This window comes from Affinundibacterium seohonense (assembly GCF_014284305.1).
GTDB classification, from domain to species: Bacteria; Pseudomonadota; Gammaproteobacteria; order Burkholderiales; family Burkholderiaceae_D; genus Undibacterium; species Undibacterium seohonense.
This window is the reverse complement of sequence record NZ_JACOFW010000006.1, coordinates 87,654-104,450: the sequence shown is the minus strand read 5'-3', so window position 1 is coordinate 104,450 and position 16,797 is coordinate 87,654. Positions and strand designations below refer to the sequence as shown.

Below are 16,797 nucleotides of genomic sequence, written 5' to 3'. Positions count from 1 at the left end.
ACACGCACCGCCTAATGGTTGAACAACAGCGCGGGTTGCACCCGCCCTACATGTTAGATATCGCAGTAATAGGCTCCGTACCAAGCAGCAAAGTGAATCATTAAGAAGAATTAGGAACAAAGTTGACCGCAGTGAATACCGAATTGAAAACACCGAGTAACTCATGGGTAGAGCGTAGCCTGCAAAGCGTGTGGCATCCGTGCACCCAAATGCAGCATCATGAGACCATGCCACTCATTCCTGTCAGTCATGGTCGTGGTGCCTGGTTGGTCGATATGGATGGCAAGCGCTATTTGGATGGCATCAGTTCCTGGTGGGTGAATCTGTTTGGTCATGCTAATCCGCGCATCAATGCAGCGCTAAAAGAGCAACTCGATCAATTAGAACATGCGATGTTGGCAGGCTTTACGCACGAGCCTGTAGTTCGTTTATCAGAAAAACTATCAGCCTTGACTAGTGGCGTACTCGGTCATTGTTTCTACGCATCGGATGGTGCGTCGGCGACGGAAATCGCCTTGAAGATGAGTTTTCATTTTTGGCGCAACCAAGGGCAAACTGAAAAACAAGAATTTATTTGCCTCAAAGGTAGTTACCACGGCGAGACCATCGGCGCTTTAGCTGTCACTGACGTCGCATTATTCCGCGATGCCTACGGCCCTATGATACGCAATGCCCATGTGGTGGCGTCGCCTGATGCACGTCAGGCGCTTGATGGCGAGACCGCGATTGATGTCGCACGACGCGCCGCTGCTGATATGGAGCGCTGCTTGCAAGAGCGCGCAGGCAAAATTGCCGCGGTGATTTTGGAACCCTTAGTGCAATGCGCGACAGGTTTTGCGATGCACGACCCTGAGTATTTGCGTCTGGTCCGTGCGCTCTGCGATCAATACCAAGTGCATCTGATTGCCGATGAAATCGCGGTCGGTTGTGGTCGTAGCGGTACTTTCTTCGCGTGTGAAAATGCGCAGATCTGGCCTGACTTTGTGTGTCTATCTAAGGGCATCAGTGGCGGTTACTTACCCTTATCTTTGGTGATGACACGCGATGACATTTACCAAGGGTTTTATCACACCGATGTGCGTCGCGGATTTTTGCATTCACATTCCTATACGGGAAATCCTTTAGCTTGCCGTGCAGCCTTGGCGACTTTAGAAATTTTTGAGTCTGACGATGTGTTGGTACAAAATCGTATAAAGGCTGAAGCAATCACGCAAGCATTGCAGCCACTAGCGCAACACACTCAAGTCAAACATTTCCGCCAACAAGGCATGATGTGGGCTTTTGATGCGGTGTTCCATGATACAAATAAGGAAGCAAAAGACGAACAAGCGGCCAAGACATTTTCGCGCCGTTTCTTCACGCAGGCTTTGCAAGAAGAATTATTGTTACGCCCCATCGGCAACACGGTGTATTTGATGCCACCGTATATTTTGAATCAAGAAGAAATAAGTTTAGTTGGCGAGCGCATGCTGAAAGTCTTCAATCAGGTAATGGGAGAAGCGGCGTGATTTTACTCGATCAAATCCAACATGAATTAGCTGCCTTAGATGCGAAGAGTCTGCGTCGTCGCCGTCGTCATGCAGAGAGCCCGAGTGCCCCACGGGTAAAAGTTGATGGTCGCGACATGCTGGCGTTTTGTAGCAATGATTATCTTGGTCTGGCAGCACATCCTAAGATCATCGCTGCCTTGCAAGAAGGTGCGGATTTATATGGTGTCGGTAGTGGTGCATCGCATTTGATCAGCGGCCACAGCCGCGCTCATGCTTTGCTCGAAGAGCGTTTGGCGGAGTTTGTATCGCCGCATCTTCATCGAGCACGAGCCTTGTATTTCTGCACGGGCTATATGGCCAATCTCGCGGTGTTGGCGGGCTTGGCAGCGGTATCTGGAAAAGACACGGAATTATTTTCCGAATCCTTGAATCATGCGTCATTGATTGATGGCGCTAAACTCTCGCGTGCGAAATTGCATGTGTTCCCGCATGGTGATGTCGCTCACTTACGAACGCTATTACAAGCCTCGACTGCGGCGACCAAGATTGTCGTCAGCGATAGTGTCTTTAGTATGGATGGCAATCTGGCGCCAGTACCCGAATTACTCTCAGTGTGCGAAGAATTCAATGCTTGGTTAGTGATCGATGATGCGCATGGTTTTGGTGCCTTGGGTGCCAATGGTCGCGGGGTTTTAGAGCATTACAATTTATGCTCTCCTAATTTGGTGTACATGGGAACATTGGGTAAGTCGGCTGGTGTCGGCGGCGCCTTCGTTGCCGCGCATGAGGATGTGATTGAATGGCTGGTCAATAAAGCCCGTCCGTATATCTATACCACGGCTGCGCCACCGGCATTGGCACATGCTTTACTGACGAGCTTGGATATCATTCAAGGCGAAGAAGGGCAAGCGAGACGTGCTCATTTGCAGGCTTTGATTGCACAGTTACGCCGTGATTTGAAACTTAAACGGTGGACTTTGATGCCATCGGATACAGCGGTGCAGCCTATCGTGATTGGTGACAATGCCGAAAGTTTACAAGCCGCAGCGACTTTGTACGAGCAAGGTTTTTGGGTGCCAGCGATACGGCCACCGACAGTGCCGGTAGGAACGGCACGTCTGCGTATTACTTTGTCTGCTGCGCATACTAGTGAAGATTTGGCTTTGTTGATTGATGCTGTGAATGCTTTGGAAGAATGAAGTTTTAAAGTCCCCTCTCCCGCAAGCGGGAGAGGGCTAGGGTGAGGGTAGTTCAGAGAGTGCATAGTGATTCTGATGTCAGTGATAGAGAATCGTTGAACTAATTTGAACCACCCTCATCCCCGGCCCTTCTCCCGCTCGCGGGAGAAGGGAGTGAAAACAGTATGTGTAGGGCGGGTGAAACCCGCGCCGCCGAAACATTGAGCGTCTGAGCAGCGCGGGTTGCACCCGCCCTACGAGATTGACAGCGCAAGAAATAGAAATAGTTTTGAGAGAACAAAGTTTAAGAAATGCAAAATAGAAAAAACGATTATTTCATCACTGGTACCGACACAGAAATCGGTAAGACGTTCACAACGTCAGCCTTGTTGCGTGCCTTTGCAAAGCAGGGCAATTCGACATTAGGGTTGAAACCAATCGCCTCGGGTGCCGAAGAAATCGATGGCGTTTTGCATAACGAAGATGTCGATAGTTTGGTCGCGGCATCCAGCGTCAAAGCGCCACAGGAAATCGTTGTGCCGTATTTAATGCGAACACCAGCAGCACCGCATATCGTTGCCGCGGTAGAAAACGTAAAGATGGATGTGCAGCACATTGCAAGTTGCTATCAACAAGCGCAGCAATTAGCAGACGTAGTCTTAGTCGAAGGCGTAGGTGGATTTTGTGTGCCGTTAGACGATGAAACCAGTACTGTCGACTTGGCGCAACGTTTGGCCTTGCCGGTAATTTTGGTAGTTGGTATGCGTCTCGGTTGCATTAATCATGCATTATTGACGGCGCAAGCAATTAACGCGAGTGGGCTTCGTCTGGCGGGCTGGGTGGCAAATACGGTTGATACGGATATGAAGTTTTTTGAAGAAAATGTGCAGGCGCTTAAACAGCGTTTAGATGCACCTTGCCTAGCTGTGATGCCTCGTTTAGCTGTCAATGAGATTGAGCAAGCGAGCCAGTATTTAGATTTGAATTTATTGAAGTGAAGGAAATGAACATGGAACACTTGGAACAAACGGTCGATAACGCAAAAGCTAAAGAGACAGTGCAAGGCATACAGTTTCACGCACCAGTGAAAGCCATCGAAGCGGAGACCTGGCCGGTTGACGATGTGATGGCATTGTTTGATTTGCCTTTCAATGATTTGATGTTCAAGGCACAGGTTCTGCATCGTGAAAACTTTCCGAATGCCGATGTGGAACTGGCGACTTTGCTGTCGATTAAGACTGGTGGCTGCGAAGAAGATTGTGGCTATTGTCCCCAAGCAGCGCGCTATGATACTGGTGTTGAAGCGAAGAAATTGATGGATGTGCGCGAAGTCTTGAGTGCAGCCAAAGCCGCCCGCGAAAGCGGTGCTACCCGTTTCTGCATGGGCGCAGCATGGCGTTCGCCAAAAGATCGTGACATGGAAAAAGTCGAAACCATGGTGCGTGAAGTTAAAGCCATGGGCTTAGAAACATGCGCGACCTTGGGCATGCTTAAAGAAGAACAAGCGCAACGTTTGAAAGATGCTGGTCTCGACTACTACAACCACAATCTCGATACTGCACCTGAGTTTTACGATAACGTCATTTCAACACGCGACTATCAAGACCGTCTCGATACCTTGGGTCACGTGCGTACCGCAGGCTTAAAAGTATGCTGCGGCGGCATCGTTGGTATGGGCGAAACGCGTCGACAACGTGCTGGCTTAATCGCGCAACTGGCTAATTTAAACCCTTACCCAGAATCAGTACCGGTGAATCATTTGGTGCAAGTAGCAGGTACACCTTTGCATGGTCTTGACCCGCTCGATCCTTTGGAATTTGTACGCACTATCGCTGTCGCACGCATCACGATGCCGAAAGCACGCGTGCGTTTATCCGCAGGCCGTCGTCAAATGGGCGAAGCAGTACAAGCGATGTGTTTCCTCGCTGGCGCTAACTCGATTTTCTACGGCGATAAATTGTTGACGACGGATAATCCTGAAGCGGAAGATGACAAGGTTTTGTTAGAAAAATTGGGTTTGAAGACGCGTGGTGTGGTGGAGAAAAAAGCGGGTAGTTGTAGTTAATCATGGATCGCTCACCAGACGCCGAAGTGATGTTTGATTTACTCGCTACTGAGATGGGCGGTAAAGATCTCCCTATCAAATCTGGCTACAGACCAGCGTATGCGATCAAGGAAGATTATTGGACTTCGACGAATCATGACTTTCTTGACGCTCCTGAGCTTGCACCTGGGGCAACAGGTAGGGCGAATGTCTGGTTTCTGACGCCTGAAGTTTATCCGAAGAGTCTCTGGATCGGACGAGAAATGTCAGTCGCAGAGGGGAATCGTGTTGTTGGTAAAGCGGTTGTTGTAGCGATATTTAATCCATTGTTGTTAGCCGAAAAAATTAATTTTTGATATTTTGAAGAGATCAAATTATGTTTAGCAAAATCCTCATCGCCAATCGTGGCGAAATTGCTTGCCGTGTTGCGGCGACTGCTCGTCGCATGGGTATTAAAACGGTGGCGGTGTATTCCGAAGCCGATGCCAATGCCAAGCATGTGGCGGTGTGTGATGAAGCGGTCTTGATTGGCCCAGCACCAGCGAAAGAAAGTTATCTGCGCGCCGATAAAATTATCGAAGTCGCGTTGGCGACTGGCGCGCAAGCGATCCATCCTGGCTATGGTTTCTTGTCTGAGAATAGTGAATTCGCAAATGCCTGCGCCAAAGCGGGTATCGCTTTCATTGGACCACCAGCGTCTGCGATTGAAGCGATGGGTAGTAAGTCGGCAGCTAAATCCTTGATGGAAAAAGCGAACGTGCCTTTGGTACCTGGCTATCATGGTGATAACCAAGATCCTGATTTCTTGCAGAATGAAGCGGATCGTATAGGCTACCCAGTGTTGTTGAAAGCCAGCGCCGGTGGCGGTGGTAAGGGCATGCGTGTGATCGAGCACAGCAAGGATTTCAAAGATGGGTTAGCTTCGTGCAAACGTGAAGCGATCAATTCTTTTGGCGACGATAAAGTCCTTGCTGAAAAATATTTGCAACGTCCGCGTCATATTGAGATTCAAGTGTTTGCCGATACGCATGGTAATTGCGTGTATCTGTTTGAGCGTGATTGCTCAGTACAACGTCGTCATCAAAAAGTATTAGAAGAAGCTCCAGCGCCAGGTATGACCGCTGAACGTCGCGCAGCGATGGGTGAAGCTGCGGTCGCAGCAGCAAAAGCAGTTGGCTATGTTGGTGCAGGCACGGTGGAGTTCATCGCTAATCAAGACGGTTCTTTCTATTTCATGGAAATGAATACGCGCTTGCAGGTCGAACATCCCGTGACTGAAATGATCACTGGTACCGATTTGGTCGAATGGCAATTGCGCGTTGCCGCCGGCGAACACCTACCTTTGCAACAATCTGAATTGCAGATCCACGGTCACGCGATAGAAGCACGTGTGTATGCAGAGAATCCAGAAAAAGGTTTCTTACCTTCGATTGGCACTTTGCGTCATGCACGTACACCAAGCGCCGTCAATTTCGAATTGGGTGGTTCACCAGATCCAGCATCATTCAGGATCGATAGTGGCGTACGCGAAGGCGATACGATTTCCCCTTTCTACGACCCTATGATCGCGAAGATGATCGTGTGGGGTAAAGACAGAACAGAAGCCTTGGCGCGCATGGCACAAGCTTTGTCTCAATATCAAATTGTCGGTTTGAATTCGAATATCGCTTTCTTATCACGTTTGATTACTAGCCAAGCATTCTCGACTGCGGATTTGGATACTGGTTTGATTGAACGCAATCAAGACGCTTTGTTTCCGACGCCAGCACCAGCGAGTTTGCATGCGTTGTCCTTTGCCGCAGTGGCATTGATTAGTGCAGAAAATACTGGTGGCAGCGATCCTTGGCAAAGCAATCAAGGCTGGCGTATGAATACACAAATGCAACGTGGTTTGCAATTTGTGGAAGAACATCAAACGCACGCAGTTCACGTGACTTACACGAATGATGCATGGGTAATTGCGGCGAATGGTAATAGCCAATCGGTACGACTTGTACGTCAGCAAGCAAATGACTATGTCTTGGCAATCGCTGATCAAACTGTAACTGCCACGGTGGTGCGCGATGGCGAGCATTTCCACATCTTTAGTCAAGGCGCGTATACCGATTTGCATTACAACGACATATTGGCGCATGCAGGTGAAGCCGAAGCAGAGGGCGGACGTTTAACTGCACCAATGCCAGGCAAGATCGTTGCCGTAGTGGTGAAGAATGGTCAGGAAGTCAAAAAGGGCGAAGCCTTATTGATCATGGAAGCGATGAAGATGGAACACACGATCTCCGCGCCGCATGATGGTGTGGTGGAGGAAGTCTTGTATGCGGTTGGTGATCAAGTGACTGAAGGTGCGCCGTTGTTGAATTTTAAGCAGTAATGATTGTAGAACCCCTCTCCCGCTAGCGGGAGAGGGGTAGGGGTGAGGGTGGTTCAGGCTAGCTGTAAAATTTGAAAGTGCATTGAAAATTTTTAGCCAATATTAGAGCATCATACGATTTTGTTGCTCAACCACCCTTATCCCTAACCCTTCTCCCGCATGCGGGAGAAGGGGACTGAAAAGCGAAAGCGATCATGGAAGACATTGCTCCCCACCATCCGCAAAAAAATCCAGATGATCTGAAAGCGTATGCACGAGAGATGCGTAAGAAAATGCCAACTGCAGAGCAATTGCTGTGGTATGTGCTTAGAAATAGAAGAGTGGCTGGAGCAAAGTTTCGCAGGCAGCATCCAGTAGGTCGGTATATTCTTGACTTCTATTGCGTAGAGAAAAAGTTAGCGGTTGAGTTGGATGGCGGTCAACACAGTGAGCAACAGAACTATGACCAGCAACGCGACGCTTATTTAAAGAAACAAGGTATTGAGGTTCTACGTTTCTGGAATAATCAAATGCTGTTGGAAACCGAGGCAGTTCTTGAAGTGATTTATTCAATCCTCACCAAATCACCCCCTCGCCCGCTAGCGGGAGAGGGGTGAGGGTGGTTGAGCAAGTTCCAACTGTTTCAATAGATTCGTAGACAAAACATGAACATAATTTATTACGCAGCTGGTGCCAATCCTGAGGTTTGGTTAAACGCTTTTCACCGCTATCTGCCCGGCGCGACAATCCGGATTTGGGAAGAAGGCGATACCGCGCCAGCCGATTACGCCTTGGTGTGGAAACCACCAGCAGCCATGCTGCGAGGGCGTACCGATCTGAGAGCGATTTTTAATCTGGGTGCTGGTGTCGATGCGATCCTGCAGCTGGGTGATAATTTACCGCAAGGTGTCCCTTTGATCCGTGTCGATGATGCCGGCATGGGTGTGCAGATGGCGGAGTATGTTAGTCACGCGGTGCTGCGCCACTTCCGTCGTTTTGATGAATACGATGCGCTGCAAGCCGACACGCAGTGGCGTCCTTTACCACCGCATCGTAAAGAAGATTTTAGCATCGGCATTTTAGGCTTGGGTGTTTTGGGGAATTGCATCATTGATGGCTTGCGCTGTTTCGGTTTCCCTCTGCTTGGTTGGAGTCGTTCCGCAAAACAGATAGCTGGTGTGCAGTGCTTTCACGGCGACGATGGCTTGGATGCCTTTTTAAGTCAAACCAAAGTTTTGGTTTTGATTTTGCCGCTGACTAAAGAGACCGAAAACCTGATGGATAAAACCAAGCTAGCGAAGCTAAAACAAGGCGCATATATCGTGAATGTTGCCCGTGGCGCGCACATTGTCGAAGATGATTTATTGGCGTTAATACAGCAAGGTCATATCGCAGGTGCTACGCTCGACGTGTTCCGAGAAGAGCCATTGCCGCCTACCCATCCATTCTGGAATGAAAAACGCATCCACATCACGCCACATATTTCTGCGCTGACGGTGCGCGAGGAAAGTGCGAAACAAATTGCGCATAAGATAGCCGCATTGCAGCGTGGGGAATCTGTGGTCGGCGTGGTTGATCAAAGTAAGGGATATTAAGAATGAACACACCAATGAACACACAAGCAAGTTTGCCTAAACAAGTCAAAATCGTTGAAGTCGGCCCACGTGATGGTCTGCAAAATGAAAAAGAAACGATTCCTGCGGAAGTTAAAATCGAGCTAGTCAATCGTTTGACACAGGCCGGGTTTGTGAACATCGAAGCAGCCTCCTTTGTGTCGCCAAAATGGGTGCCGCAAATGGCTACCTCGACCGAAGTGATGGCAGGTATTACGCGCAAAGCTGGTGTCATCTATTCCGCGCTGACACCGAACATGAAAGGTTTTGAAGCGGCCTTGGCAGCAGGTGCAGATGAAGTCGTGATCTTTAGTTCTGCATCCGAAGCCTTTGCACAAAAGAATATCAATTGCTCGATTGCGGAATCGATAGAGCGTTTCCGCGATGTCGCCGCCGCGGCGAAACAACATGGCCTGCGTTTGCGTGGCAGTATTAGTTGCGCCTTTGGTTGCCCGTATCAAGGCGAGGTCACACCAGAGCAAGTTGCCGATGTCGTCAAACTGATGCGTGATCTTGGTTGCGATGAAATCGATATCGCCGATACGATAGGCGTTGGCACACCGCGTCATGTACAGACCGTGATGCAGCGTGTTGCGCAAGAGTTTCCGATTGCGCAAATTTCTGGTCACTTCCACGATACCTACGGCCAGGCTTTAGCGAACATTTATGCCAGCATGGAAGTTGGCGTCAGTATTTTCCATTCTTCTGTTGCGGGTCTCGGGGGTTGTCCGTATGCCAAAGGCGCGACGGGCAATGTCTCGACGGAAGATGTGCTATTCATGATGCAAGGACTTGGCGTGGAAACAGGCATTGATCTGAATGCCGTGGTGGATGCGGGTCAATTTATTTCTCAACATCTGGGACGCAAAGCCGTCAGTCGTGCGGGTAACGCGATTGCGGCGAAACGCGCTAATTGAGATTGATGCTGCGCGGTATTCATAAAATTTTTTTACCGCGAATTTCTTCAACTCTGCTAGAAAAATCTGGTTAAAATGCACGGCACCTTCTGCAGCTTTTTACACTTGATTGCAGGGTATTTTTCAACCAATGACTAAGGAATGATCATGGCAATGGATGTAATCGATTATCAAATTTTTGGCGACGACATGCAATTCGTAGAGATCGAACTCGATCCACGTGAAGCTGTGGTTGGTGAAGCTGGTTCTATGTTTTACATGGAAGACCAGATCCAGATGGAAACCATTTTCGGCGATGGTTCAGCGTCGCAGGGTGGCATCTTGGGATCCTTGTTGGGCGCGGGCAAACGTCTGGTGACTGGTGAGTCGTTGTTCACGACGGTGTATACCAATCAGGGAAGCGTTAAACGTAAAGTGGCGTTTGGCGCACCGTATCCCGGTCGAATTATCCCTATGCATTTGGATCAGTTAGGTGGCACTTTATTGTGCCAAAAAGATGCCTTCTTATGTGCAGCAAAAGGTGTCTCCTTGGGCATCGCATTTCAAAAGCGTTTAGGTGCAGGCTTCTTTGGTGGCGAAGGCTTTATTTTACAAAAACTCGAAGGCGATGGTTTGGCCTTTGTGCATGCAGGTGGCGCATTGATTGCCAAGGATTTACAACCAGGCGAAACCTTGCGCGTGGATACCGGTTGCGTGGTCGCTTTTACCAGCAATGTCGACTATGACATTCAGTTTGTCGGTGGCGTTAAAACAGCCTTGTTCGGCGGTGAAGGCATTTTCTTCACGACTTTGCGTGGACCTGGTCGCGTCTGGTTGCAATCTTTGCCTTTGGCACGCATGGCCAATCGCATCGTCGGTGCGTCTAAAATCGGTGGCGGGCGCGGCGGTGAAGAGGGATCTGTGTTGGGCGGATTAGGTAATTTGTTTGAGCGTAATTGATCAATATAGAACGATTAAAAAAACGGGGGATGAAGTTTAAATTCATCCCCCGTTTTTTATTCTGCCAGCAAGATCTATAGTAAGAAGCCAGATGAATGCTGTTGAACCCCAATCAGCAAATCATTGGTAGCAACGAAGTTGATCGCGATCTCGTCTGAAGAAGGCAGCAACGAAGCCTCTGGCGCAGGTGGAATTGCTGGCAAGCTGTTCCCAAACAAATCAGCGATGCCGGTTCCGCTCGTTTTCAAATTCAAGGTCAAACTACCAGTCCCGACAATTTGATCAATGTACACACGATAGGCATTGCCGTTCAGTGCTGTGATTGAACTCAAGTGTGCGGTAGCACCACTGCCCGACGTAAGGAAGAAATCGTCGAGGCTGACACCAGTTACGTTTTCGTTAAACTTGACGATATAGCTACCCGTGGTGATGGTTGGACGTGGTGAACGCAGAGTTTCAATCGAGGTGATGTAAGGTGCAATATCGTCATCTAAACTGACTGTGAGTTTCTTGGAAAAACTCAAGCCATTGGCGTCAGTCGCTTGTACCATCACGAAGTAATTACGCTCCGTCATGAGTGCAGGATTGATCACTTTAAGGCTATTTCCCACGATGGCAAACTTCGTATTGTCGTTAAACGCGTTGGCTGCGCTAAGCGTAAAGCTGTGTGTATCACCGACGTTTTTATCGATGGCAGAGAGTAGGCCAACGGTGGCGTTGGGACCTTCTGATTGGGCAACATTCGCGTCTGAGAGCAAAATATCGCTTGGTCCTGAATTGAAACCAGTGATCATCACGGTCGTGTTGCTATCCGTATTGGAATCACCGAACTCATCTTCAACGGTAATGGTTATTGTCGTGGTGTCGCTGGCATTGATAGGAAGACGCGCAGGGTTCGGTTCAAATACTAAGGCGCGAATAGCAGCTTGCAATTCGGCTGGAGTTGCAGCGTCATGCAAGTAGGTGATGCCAGCGTCGTTAGTGTAAAAACCGCTCAAGGCCATCGAATTGGCGGTGAAGCTACCTTTCAAAGGATCATCAAGAGAGATAATTGCGGTCTCGAGTGCGTTGATGTCTGGATCGGTGATGCTGATGGTTTGGAATGGGCTTAGTCGCATTAAGTCGGTCGTCGTCTGACCAGCATTTGTACCGCCTATGGTTGGTGCGGTGTTGACCGTGTTAATCGCGAAGTTAGGCGAGTCTATCATTCCTAACCCAGCATTTCCTGCCACGTCGGCGACGCCCGACGTGTCCAAGCTAATCAAATTACTTGCATCGCTAACCCCAAACGGCGGCGTAAAAGTCGCGGTCCAAGTCAGTCCACCGTCACTAGAGCTGACAGGGGATAGAGACCCCATAGGCGCAGTGACAGGTAAGGTCAGATCGGCGTTAGTAAAGCCGGTAACGGCTTCAGTGAAGGTGAAGGTGACGAGTGCCGTATCGATGACGCCAAGGTTGTAATCAGACAGCGTGATGGTCGCCGTTGGCCGCAAGGTATCAATCGTATAGTTAGGACTGACCGTCGTGCCGGTACCAGTATTGCCATTGAGATCGGTATAGCTGGTGTTGTCGAGGCTTATGGTATTGGTCGTATCGCTGACACTAGCGTTCGGTGTCAGTGTGGCTGTCCAAGTGATGCCGCCGTCGCTTGAGGATAAGGCGGAGAGTGCGCCGTTAGCGACAGTGAAATCGCCAGTTGTTAAACCCATGACGGCTTCAGAGAAGACGATCGTCATCAACGAGGTATCCCCAATGACTAAGGCACTATCAGCGAAACTCATGTTGCTGCTAACAGTAGGACGTACCGTATCAATTGCGTAATTGCCAGAAAGCTCTGTGCCTGTTCCCGCATTGCCTGCTAGATCGGTGATGCCGGTGTAATCGAGTGTCAGGATATTGGACGTATCCGTGGTGCTGGCGCTTGGCGTTAATGTTGCAGTCCAAGTAATGCCAGCGTCAGCCGAACTCAAGGCACTTAAACTACCATTCTCGACCAACACATCCGCAGTCGTAAAACTCGTCACCGCCTCCGTGAAGGTGAAGGTAACGGTTGCCGTATCGCCTACGCGTAATGCGGTATCCGATATCGTGATGGCGCTGGCCAGAGTGGGTCTGACCGTATCGACGGCATAATTAGCTGATGTTGCCGACCCAGCTCCCGCATTGCCTGCCAGATCCGTGAGTCCGGTGTAGTCGATGGTCAGCACATTGGATGCATCAGAGATGCTGGCGTCGGGTGTTAAGGTCGCCGTCCAAGTAACACCGCCATCGCCTGAGACCAAAGCGGACAACACGCCATTCGGGCTCGTGATGTCGGCCGTGGTGAAATTGCTGATCGCCTCGCTAAAGGTCATGGTGACGGTAGAGGTATCGCCAATCTTTAAGGCACTATCCGAGAGAGTCACGGCAGTAGCTAAGACAGGGCGAACGGTGTCTATTGCATAGTTATTGGAATCTGTGCTTCCGGTACCGGCATTACCAGCCAAATCGGTAATGGTGGTGTTATTGAGGCTGATCAGATTAGTGGTATCGGTAATGGTATTGGTCGGCGTTAAAGTTGCCGTCCAAGTGACGCCACCATCACCAGAGGAGACAGCGCTTAAGCTACCATTAGCAATGGTCAAATCGGTGTTGTCAAAACTCGTGACCGCTTCAGAAAAAGTGATGGTGACCAAGGACGTTTCACCAACGATCAAACTAGTATCGGCCACCACAATCGTTGCCGTCGGACGTGTACTATCAATCGCATAGTTCTGAGAATCGGTCGTACCAGATCCCGCATTACCCGCCAGATCAGTGACGGCGGTATTGTCTAAGGTCATGACATTAGTAGCATCCGTGACACTCGCATTAGGTGTCAGTGTTGCCGTCCAAGTGATACCGCCATCGGCCGTCGAGATGGCAGACAAGCTGCCATTGGCGACCGTCACATCGCTGGTATCTAAGCCAGTGACTGCTTCTGAGAATGTGAAAGTCACAGTCGCCGTTTGCCCAATCGCCAATGCCGTGTCATCGACAGTGATCGCCACAGTTGGACGCAAGGTATCGATAGCGTAATTATTCGAATCAGTCGTGCCGCTTCCTGTATTGCCCGCAGCATCGGCGACGCCAGTGTTATTGAGACTGATCAGATTGGTCGTGTCTTCGATACTCGCTGTTGGTGTCAGTGTTGCTGTCCAGGTGATGCCACCATCGCTGCTACCTACCGCTGTCAAACTACCATTAGCAATGGTCAAATCGCTATTATCAAAACCGGTAACCGCCTCACTAAACGTGATGGTGAGCAACGAAGTTTCGCCCACTTTTAAGGCGTTATCCGCGACCACAATGGTGGCGGTAGGACGCAGGGTATCGACCGCGTAATTATTGGAATTAGTACTACCTGTACCGGTATTGCCAACCGCATTGGCGTACCCGGTATTGGTCACGGTAATGAGATTGCTGGTGTCTTCGATACTCAATGTTGGCGTCAATGTCGCAGTCCAAGTGATACCGCCATCGCTACTGCCAACGGGCGACAACGTTCCATTGGCAATCGTTAAATCGGCATTGGTAAAGCCGGTGACGGCTTCGGAGAAAGTAAAGGTCACTGTGGGGGTATCACCGATTTGCAGCGCGGTATCGCCAACTGTCACTGAGACCGTTGGACGTACTGTTTCCACCGCATAATTATTCGAATTGGTGGTGCCGGTTCCAGCATTGCCAGCCAAATCGTTCAGTGTCGTGTTGTCGAGGGTAATGAGATTGGTCGTATCAGAGACTGAGGTAGTCGGTGTCAGCGTCGCCGTCCAAGTAATGCCACCATCGCCAGTAGATACCACACTCAAAGTACCGTTAGCAATGGTCAGATCGGCATTGCTGAAATTAGTCACCGCTTCATTGAACGTGATTGTGACTAAAGACGTCTCACCGGCTAGCAAAGAACTGTCCGCTACCACGATCGTTGCAGTCGGACGTACGGTATCGATCGCGTAATTATTGGAATCGGTGGTGCCGGTTCCAGCATTGCCAGCCAGATCTTCTAGCGTTGTGTTGTCGAGCGTAATGAGATTGGTCGTATCAGAGACTGAGGTAGTCGGTGTCAGCGTCGCCGTCCAAGTAATGCCACCATCGCCGCTAGATACCACGCTCAAAGTACCGTTGGCAATGGTCAGATCGGCATTGCTGAAATTAGTCACCGCTTCATTGAACGTGATCGTGACTAAAGACGTCTCACCGGCTAGCAAAGAACTGTCCGCTACCACAATCGTTGCAGTCGGACGTACGGTATCGATCGCGTAATTATTGGAATCGGTGGTGCCGGTTCCAGCATTGCCAGCCAGATCGTTCAGTGTCGTGTTGTCGAGGGTAATGAGATTGGTCGTATCAGAGACTGAGGTAGTCGGTGTCAGCGTCGCCGTCCAAGTAATGCCACCATCGCCGGTAGATACCACACTCAAAGTACCGTTAGCAATGGTCAGATCGGCATTGCTGAAATTAGTCACCGCTTCATTGAACGTGATTGTGACTAAAGACGTCTCACCTACCAGCAAAGAATTATCCGCTACCACGATCGTTGCAGTCGGACGCAAAGTATCAATAGCGAAATTCCCTGAATCCGTGTTTCCCGATCCAGCATTACCAGCGAAATCGGTGAGCCCCGTCATATCGACCGTGATTAAATTGGTGGCATCTTGTAGGCTAGCATTCGGCGTATAGGTCGCAGTCCAGGTGATGCCACCATCGCCACTTGATACGGCGCTTAAACTACCATTCGGAATCCCGGTGATATCGGTGTTGTCGAAACCGGTGACTGCCTCGTTGAAAGTAAAGGTGACAGTGGCAGTGTCACCGACCAACAGGGCGGAATCGGAGAGGCTGATGCCGACGGTTGGAACAGTAGTGTCAAGCTCAATATCACTGTTCGCCCCCAGAGAGCCTGCAGCACCAGGATTTGCTAAGGTTAGGTTTGCTGGATTCGTATTGTCGGCATCTACTAAGGTCGAGCCATTGGCATTGCCTAGTACCAAGGCTGCATTGGAGACGTACTCTAAGTCTGCAATATTGTCACCCGCTTGTACGGTATAGCTAAAAACCAGGGTGTCGTTGTTGAATGTGGTTTGGATACTGCCCGTGTAATCAGCAAATGCAGGGCCTCCTCCTGTGTTCAGTTCTAGCCGGAAGGTGTCGGGGGGATTCAGCGTTAAGATCATCTCTTCATCAAAGATCACATGGATGGTGATGACGTCGCCAGCAATATAAGGGCCGTTTGCGTTTAACGCAATCACATTCAGTAATACCGGCGGTGATCCTGGTCCAGGCTGATAAGGGGTGCCCATTTCTGATTTGTAAAGTTCGCCACTGCTAGGCAATTGCTCTATTAGCGATGCATTTATCTCTTCATAACTATCGCGGGAATTGTCGTTGGACTTTGATCTGTTAAAGCGGCTCATGTTAAATATCCTGTCGTATTAAATTTTAGATTGGGGGGAGTCAAGACGTCGATGCGCAAATAGCGACCGTCGGTCAAAATGCCAGAGATACAGTTGCTACAGTCAATCACGGAGGGAGAGAAGGTGGGTTGAATAATTGGATCGTCGCTGTGGTGTTACACCGACCATGAATCGCTGTCATCCAATAGATAGACAAGCTTTCCAGACGTATTCGTTGAAGAATCTCAATAAGCAAGGTGGTCATCAGTGCAATGTCCTGTAAATGGAAAGACTGCTAAAGCTGCTGTAAATTCTATTTGTTAATATTATTTGTTAATACCATTAATCTATATCAAAAGGCTCGCTGTGTGGCATTTAAACCCTGAAATAAATTCATTTAATTGCCATGAAAGAATACAGATCTAAAGATACAGAGACGGTAGTACTGACTTGCTGAGACTTTTATTGTTTGTTAAAAAGTGTGTCTTTTTCGGATGCGTGAATCATATTAGCACTTGAATAGATAATTGCAATAGATAAAAATTGCTCTGTGGAAAATTTTTATCTATCCTGATTCATCGATGGCAACTCGTTGGTTTAGAAAAATTTATTTAAATTTTGAGGATTTTTAGGCGAGGTAAAGCAACTGTTTACTGGGGGGAAATCGATAATTCCACTCACTCGATTAGCGATTTTATTGATAGTTGAAAAACTGAGAAGTTGTACAAAAGAACATCAAAAGTGCGATTTTGGCTATTTTGAGTCCTTGGAGATGTGACGAGTTTTTGATCTAGCGCATAAACAACAGAAAGGAAAAAGGGCGTATGTTGCTCTTTTTGGAGAGCTCACATACGC

11 protein-coding genes are annotated in these 16,797 nt (G+C 49.1%); 10 read left to right on the top strand and 1 reads right to left on the bottom strand.

Features of this window, described 5'->3' with window-relative positions:
- Positions 1-122: 122 nt before the first annotated feature.
- The 10 genes from bioA (at position 123) to H8K52_RS07455 (ending at position 10,531) form a co-directional block, all read left to right on the top strand.
- A complete protein-coding gene (bioA, locus tag H8K52_RS07500; protein WP_281387940.1) occupies positions 123-1,508 on the top strand; it encodes an adenosylmethionine--8-amino-7-oxononanoate transaminase in 1,386 nt (461 codons plus the stop codon).
- On the top strand, positions 1,505-2,689 hold the full coding sequence (gene bioF, locus H8K52_RS07495) for an 8-amino-7-oxononanoate synthase (protein ID WP_186922278.1): 1,185 nt from the start codon (positions 1,505-1,507) through the stop codon (positions 2,687-2,689). Before bioA ends, bioF begins: the two co-directional genes overlap by 4 nt.
- Before the next feature lie 290 nt (positions 2,690-2,979).
- Positions 2,980-3,666: a dethiobiotin synthase gene (gene bioD / locus H8K52_RS07490; RefSeq protein WP_186922277.1), complete on the top strand. Its 687-nt coding sequence runs from the start codon at positions 2,980-2,982 to the stop codon at positions 3,664-3,666.
- 11 nt (positions 3,667-3,677) lie between these two features.
- On the top strand, positions 3,678-4,733 hold the full coding sequence (bioB, locus tag H8K52_RS07485) for a biotin synthase BioB (RefSeq protein ID WP_186922276.1): 1,056 nt from the start codon (positions 3,678-3,680) through the stop codon (positions 4,731-4,733).
- Between the two features lie 2 nt (positions 4,734-4,735).
- Positions 4,736-5,068 (top strand): hypothetical protein, encoded by a 333-nt coding sequence (locus tag H8K52_RS07480; protein ID WP_186922275.1) that lies wholly within the window; start codon positions 4,736-4,738, stop codon positions 5,066-5,068.
- Between the two features lie 20 nt (positions 5,069-5,088).
- The gene (locus H8K52_RS07475) at positions 5,089-7,083 is read left to right on the top strand and encodes an acetyl/propionyl/methylcrotonyl-CoA carboxylase subunit alpha (protein ID WP_186922274.1); all 1,995 of its coding nucleotides are present in this window, start codon (positions 5,089-5,091) and stop codon (positions 7,081-7,083) included.
- Between the two features lie 194 nt (positions 7,084-7,277).
- Positions 7,278-7,679 carry an endonuclease domain-containing protein gene (locus H8K52_RS07470; protein WP_186922273.1) on the top strand — a complete coding sequence of 134 codons (402 nt, stop codon included), beginning with the start codon at positions 7,278-7,280 and terminating at the stop codon, positions 7,677-7,679.
- A gap of 48 nt (positions 7,680-7,727) precedes the next feature.
- A complete protein-coding gene (locus H8K52_RS07465) occupies positions 7,728-8,657 on the top strand; it encodes a 2-hydroxyacid dehydrogenase (RefSeq protein WP_186922272.1) in 930 nt (309 codons plus the stop codon).
- A 2-nt stretch (positions 8,658-8,659) separates the two neighbouring features.
- Positions 8,660-9,592 (top strand): hydroxymethylglutaryl-CoA lyase, encoded by a 933-nt coding sequence (locus H8K52_RS07460; RefSeq protein ID WP_281387939.1) that lies wholly within the window; start codon positions 8,660-8,662, stop codon positions 9,590-9,592.
- Positions 9,593-9,739: 147 nt separating this feature from the next.
- Complete coding sequence (locus H8K52_RS07455) at positions 9,740-10,531, top strand: TIGR00266 family protein (RefSeq protein ID WP_186922271.1); 792 nt, start codon at positions 9,740-9,742, stop codon at positions 10,529-10,531.
- Between the two features lie 74 nt (positions 10,532-10,605).
- Here H8K52_RS07455 and H8K52_RS07450 read toward each other — a convergent pair whose 3' ends face one another.
- Positions 10,606-15,963 (bottom strand): beta strand repeat-containing protein, encoded by a 5,358-nt coding sequence (locus tag H8K52_RS07450; RefSeq protein WP_186922270.1) that lies wholly within the window; start codon positions 15,961-15,963, stop codon positions 10,606-10,608.
- Between the last annotated feature and the right edge of the window lie 834 nt (positions 15,964-16,797).

What these genes read in the sequence shown, in the direction of transcription:
- bioD (WP_186922277.1), top strand. Translation starts at nt 2,980, where the DNA reads ATGCAAAATAGAAAAAACGATTATTTCATCACTGGTACCGACACAGAA.
- bioB (WP_186922276.1), top strand. Translation starts at nt 3,678, where the DNA reads ATGGAACACTTGGAACAAACGGTCGATAACGCAAAAGCTAAAGAGACA.
- H8K52_RS07480 (WP_186922275.1), top strand. Translation starts at nt 4,736, where the DNA reads ATGGATCGCTCACCAGACGCCGAAGTGATGTTTGATTTACTCGCTACT.
- H8K52_RS07475 (WP_186922274.1), top strand. Translation starts at nt 5,089, where the DNA reads ATGTTTAGCAAAATCCTCATCGCCAATCGTGGCGAAATTGCTTGCCGT.
- H8K52_RS07470 (WP_186922273.1), top strand. Translation starts at nt 7,278, where the DNA reads ATGGAAGACATTGCTCCCCACCATCCGCAAAAAAATCCAGATGATCTG.
- H8K52_RS07465 (WP_186922272.1), top strand. Translation starts at nt 7,728, where the DNA reads ATGAACATAATTTATTACGCAGCTGGTGCCAATCCTGAGGTTTGGTTA.
- H8K52_RS07460 (WP_281387939.1), top strand. Translation starts at nt 8,660, where the DNA reads ATGAACACACCAATGAACACACAAGCAAGTTTGCCTAAACAAGTCAAA.
- H8K52_RS07455 (WP_186922271.1), top strand. Translation starts at nt 9,740, where the DNA reads ATGGCAATGGATGTAATCGATTATCAAATTTTTGGCGACGACATGCAA.
- H8K52_RS07450 (WP_186922270.1), bottom strand. Translation starts at nt 15,963, where the DNA reads ATGAGCCGCTTTAACAGATCAAAGTCCAACGACAATTCCCGCGATAGT.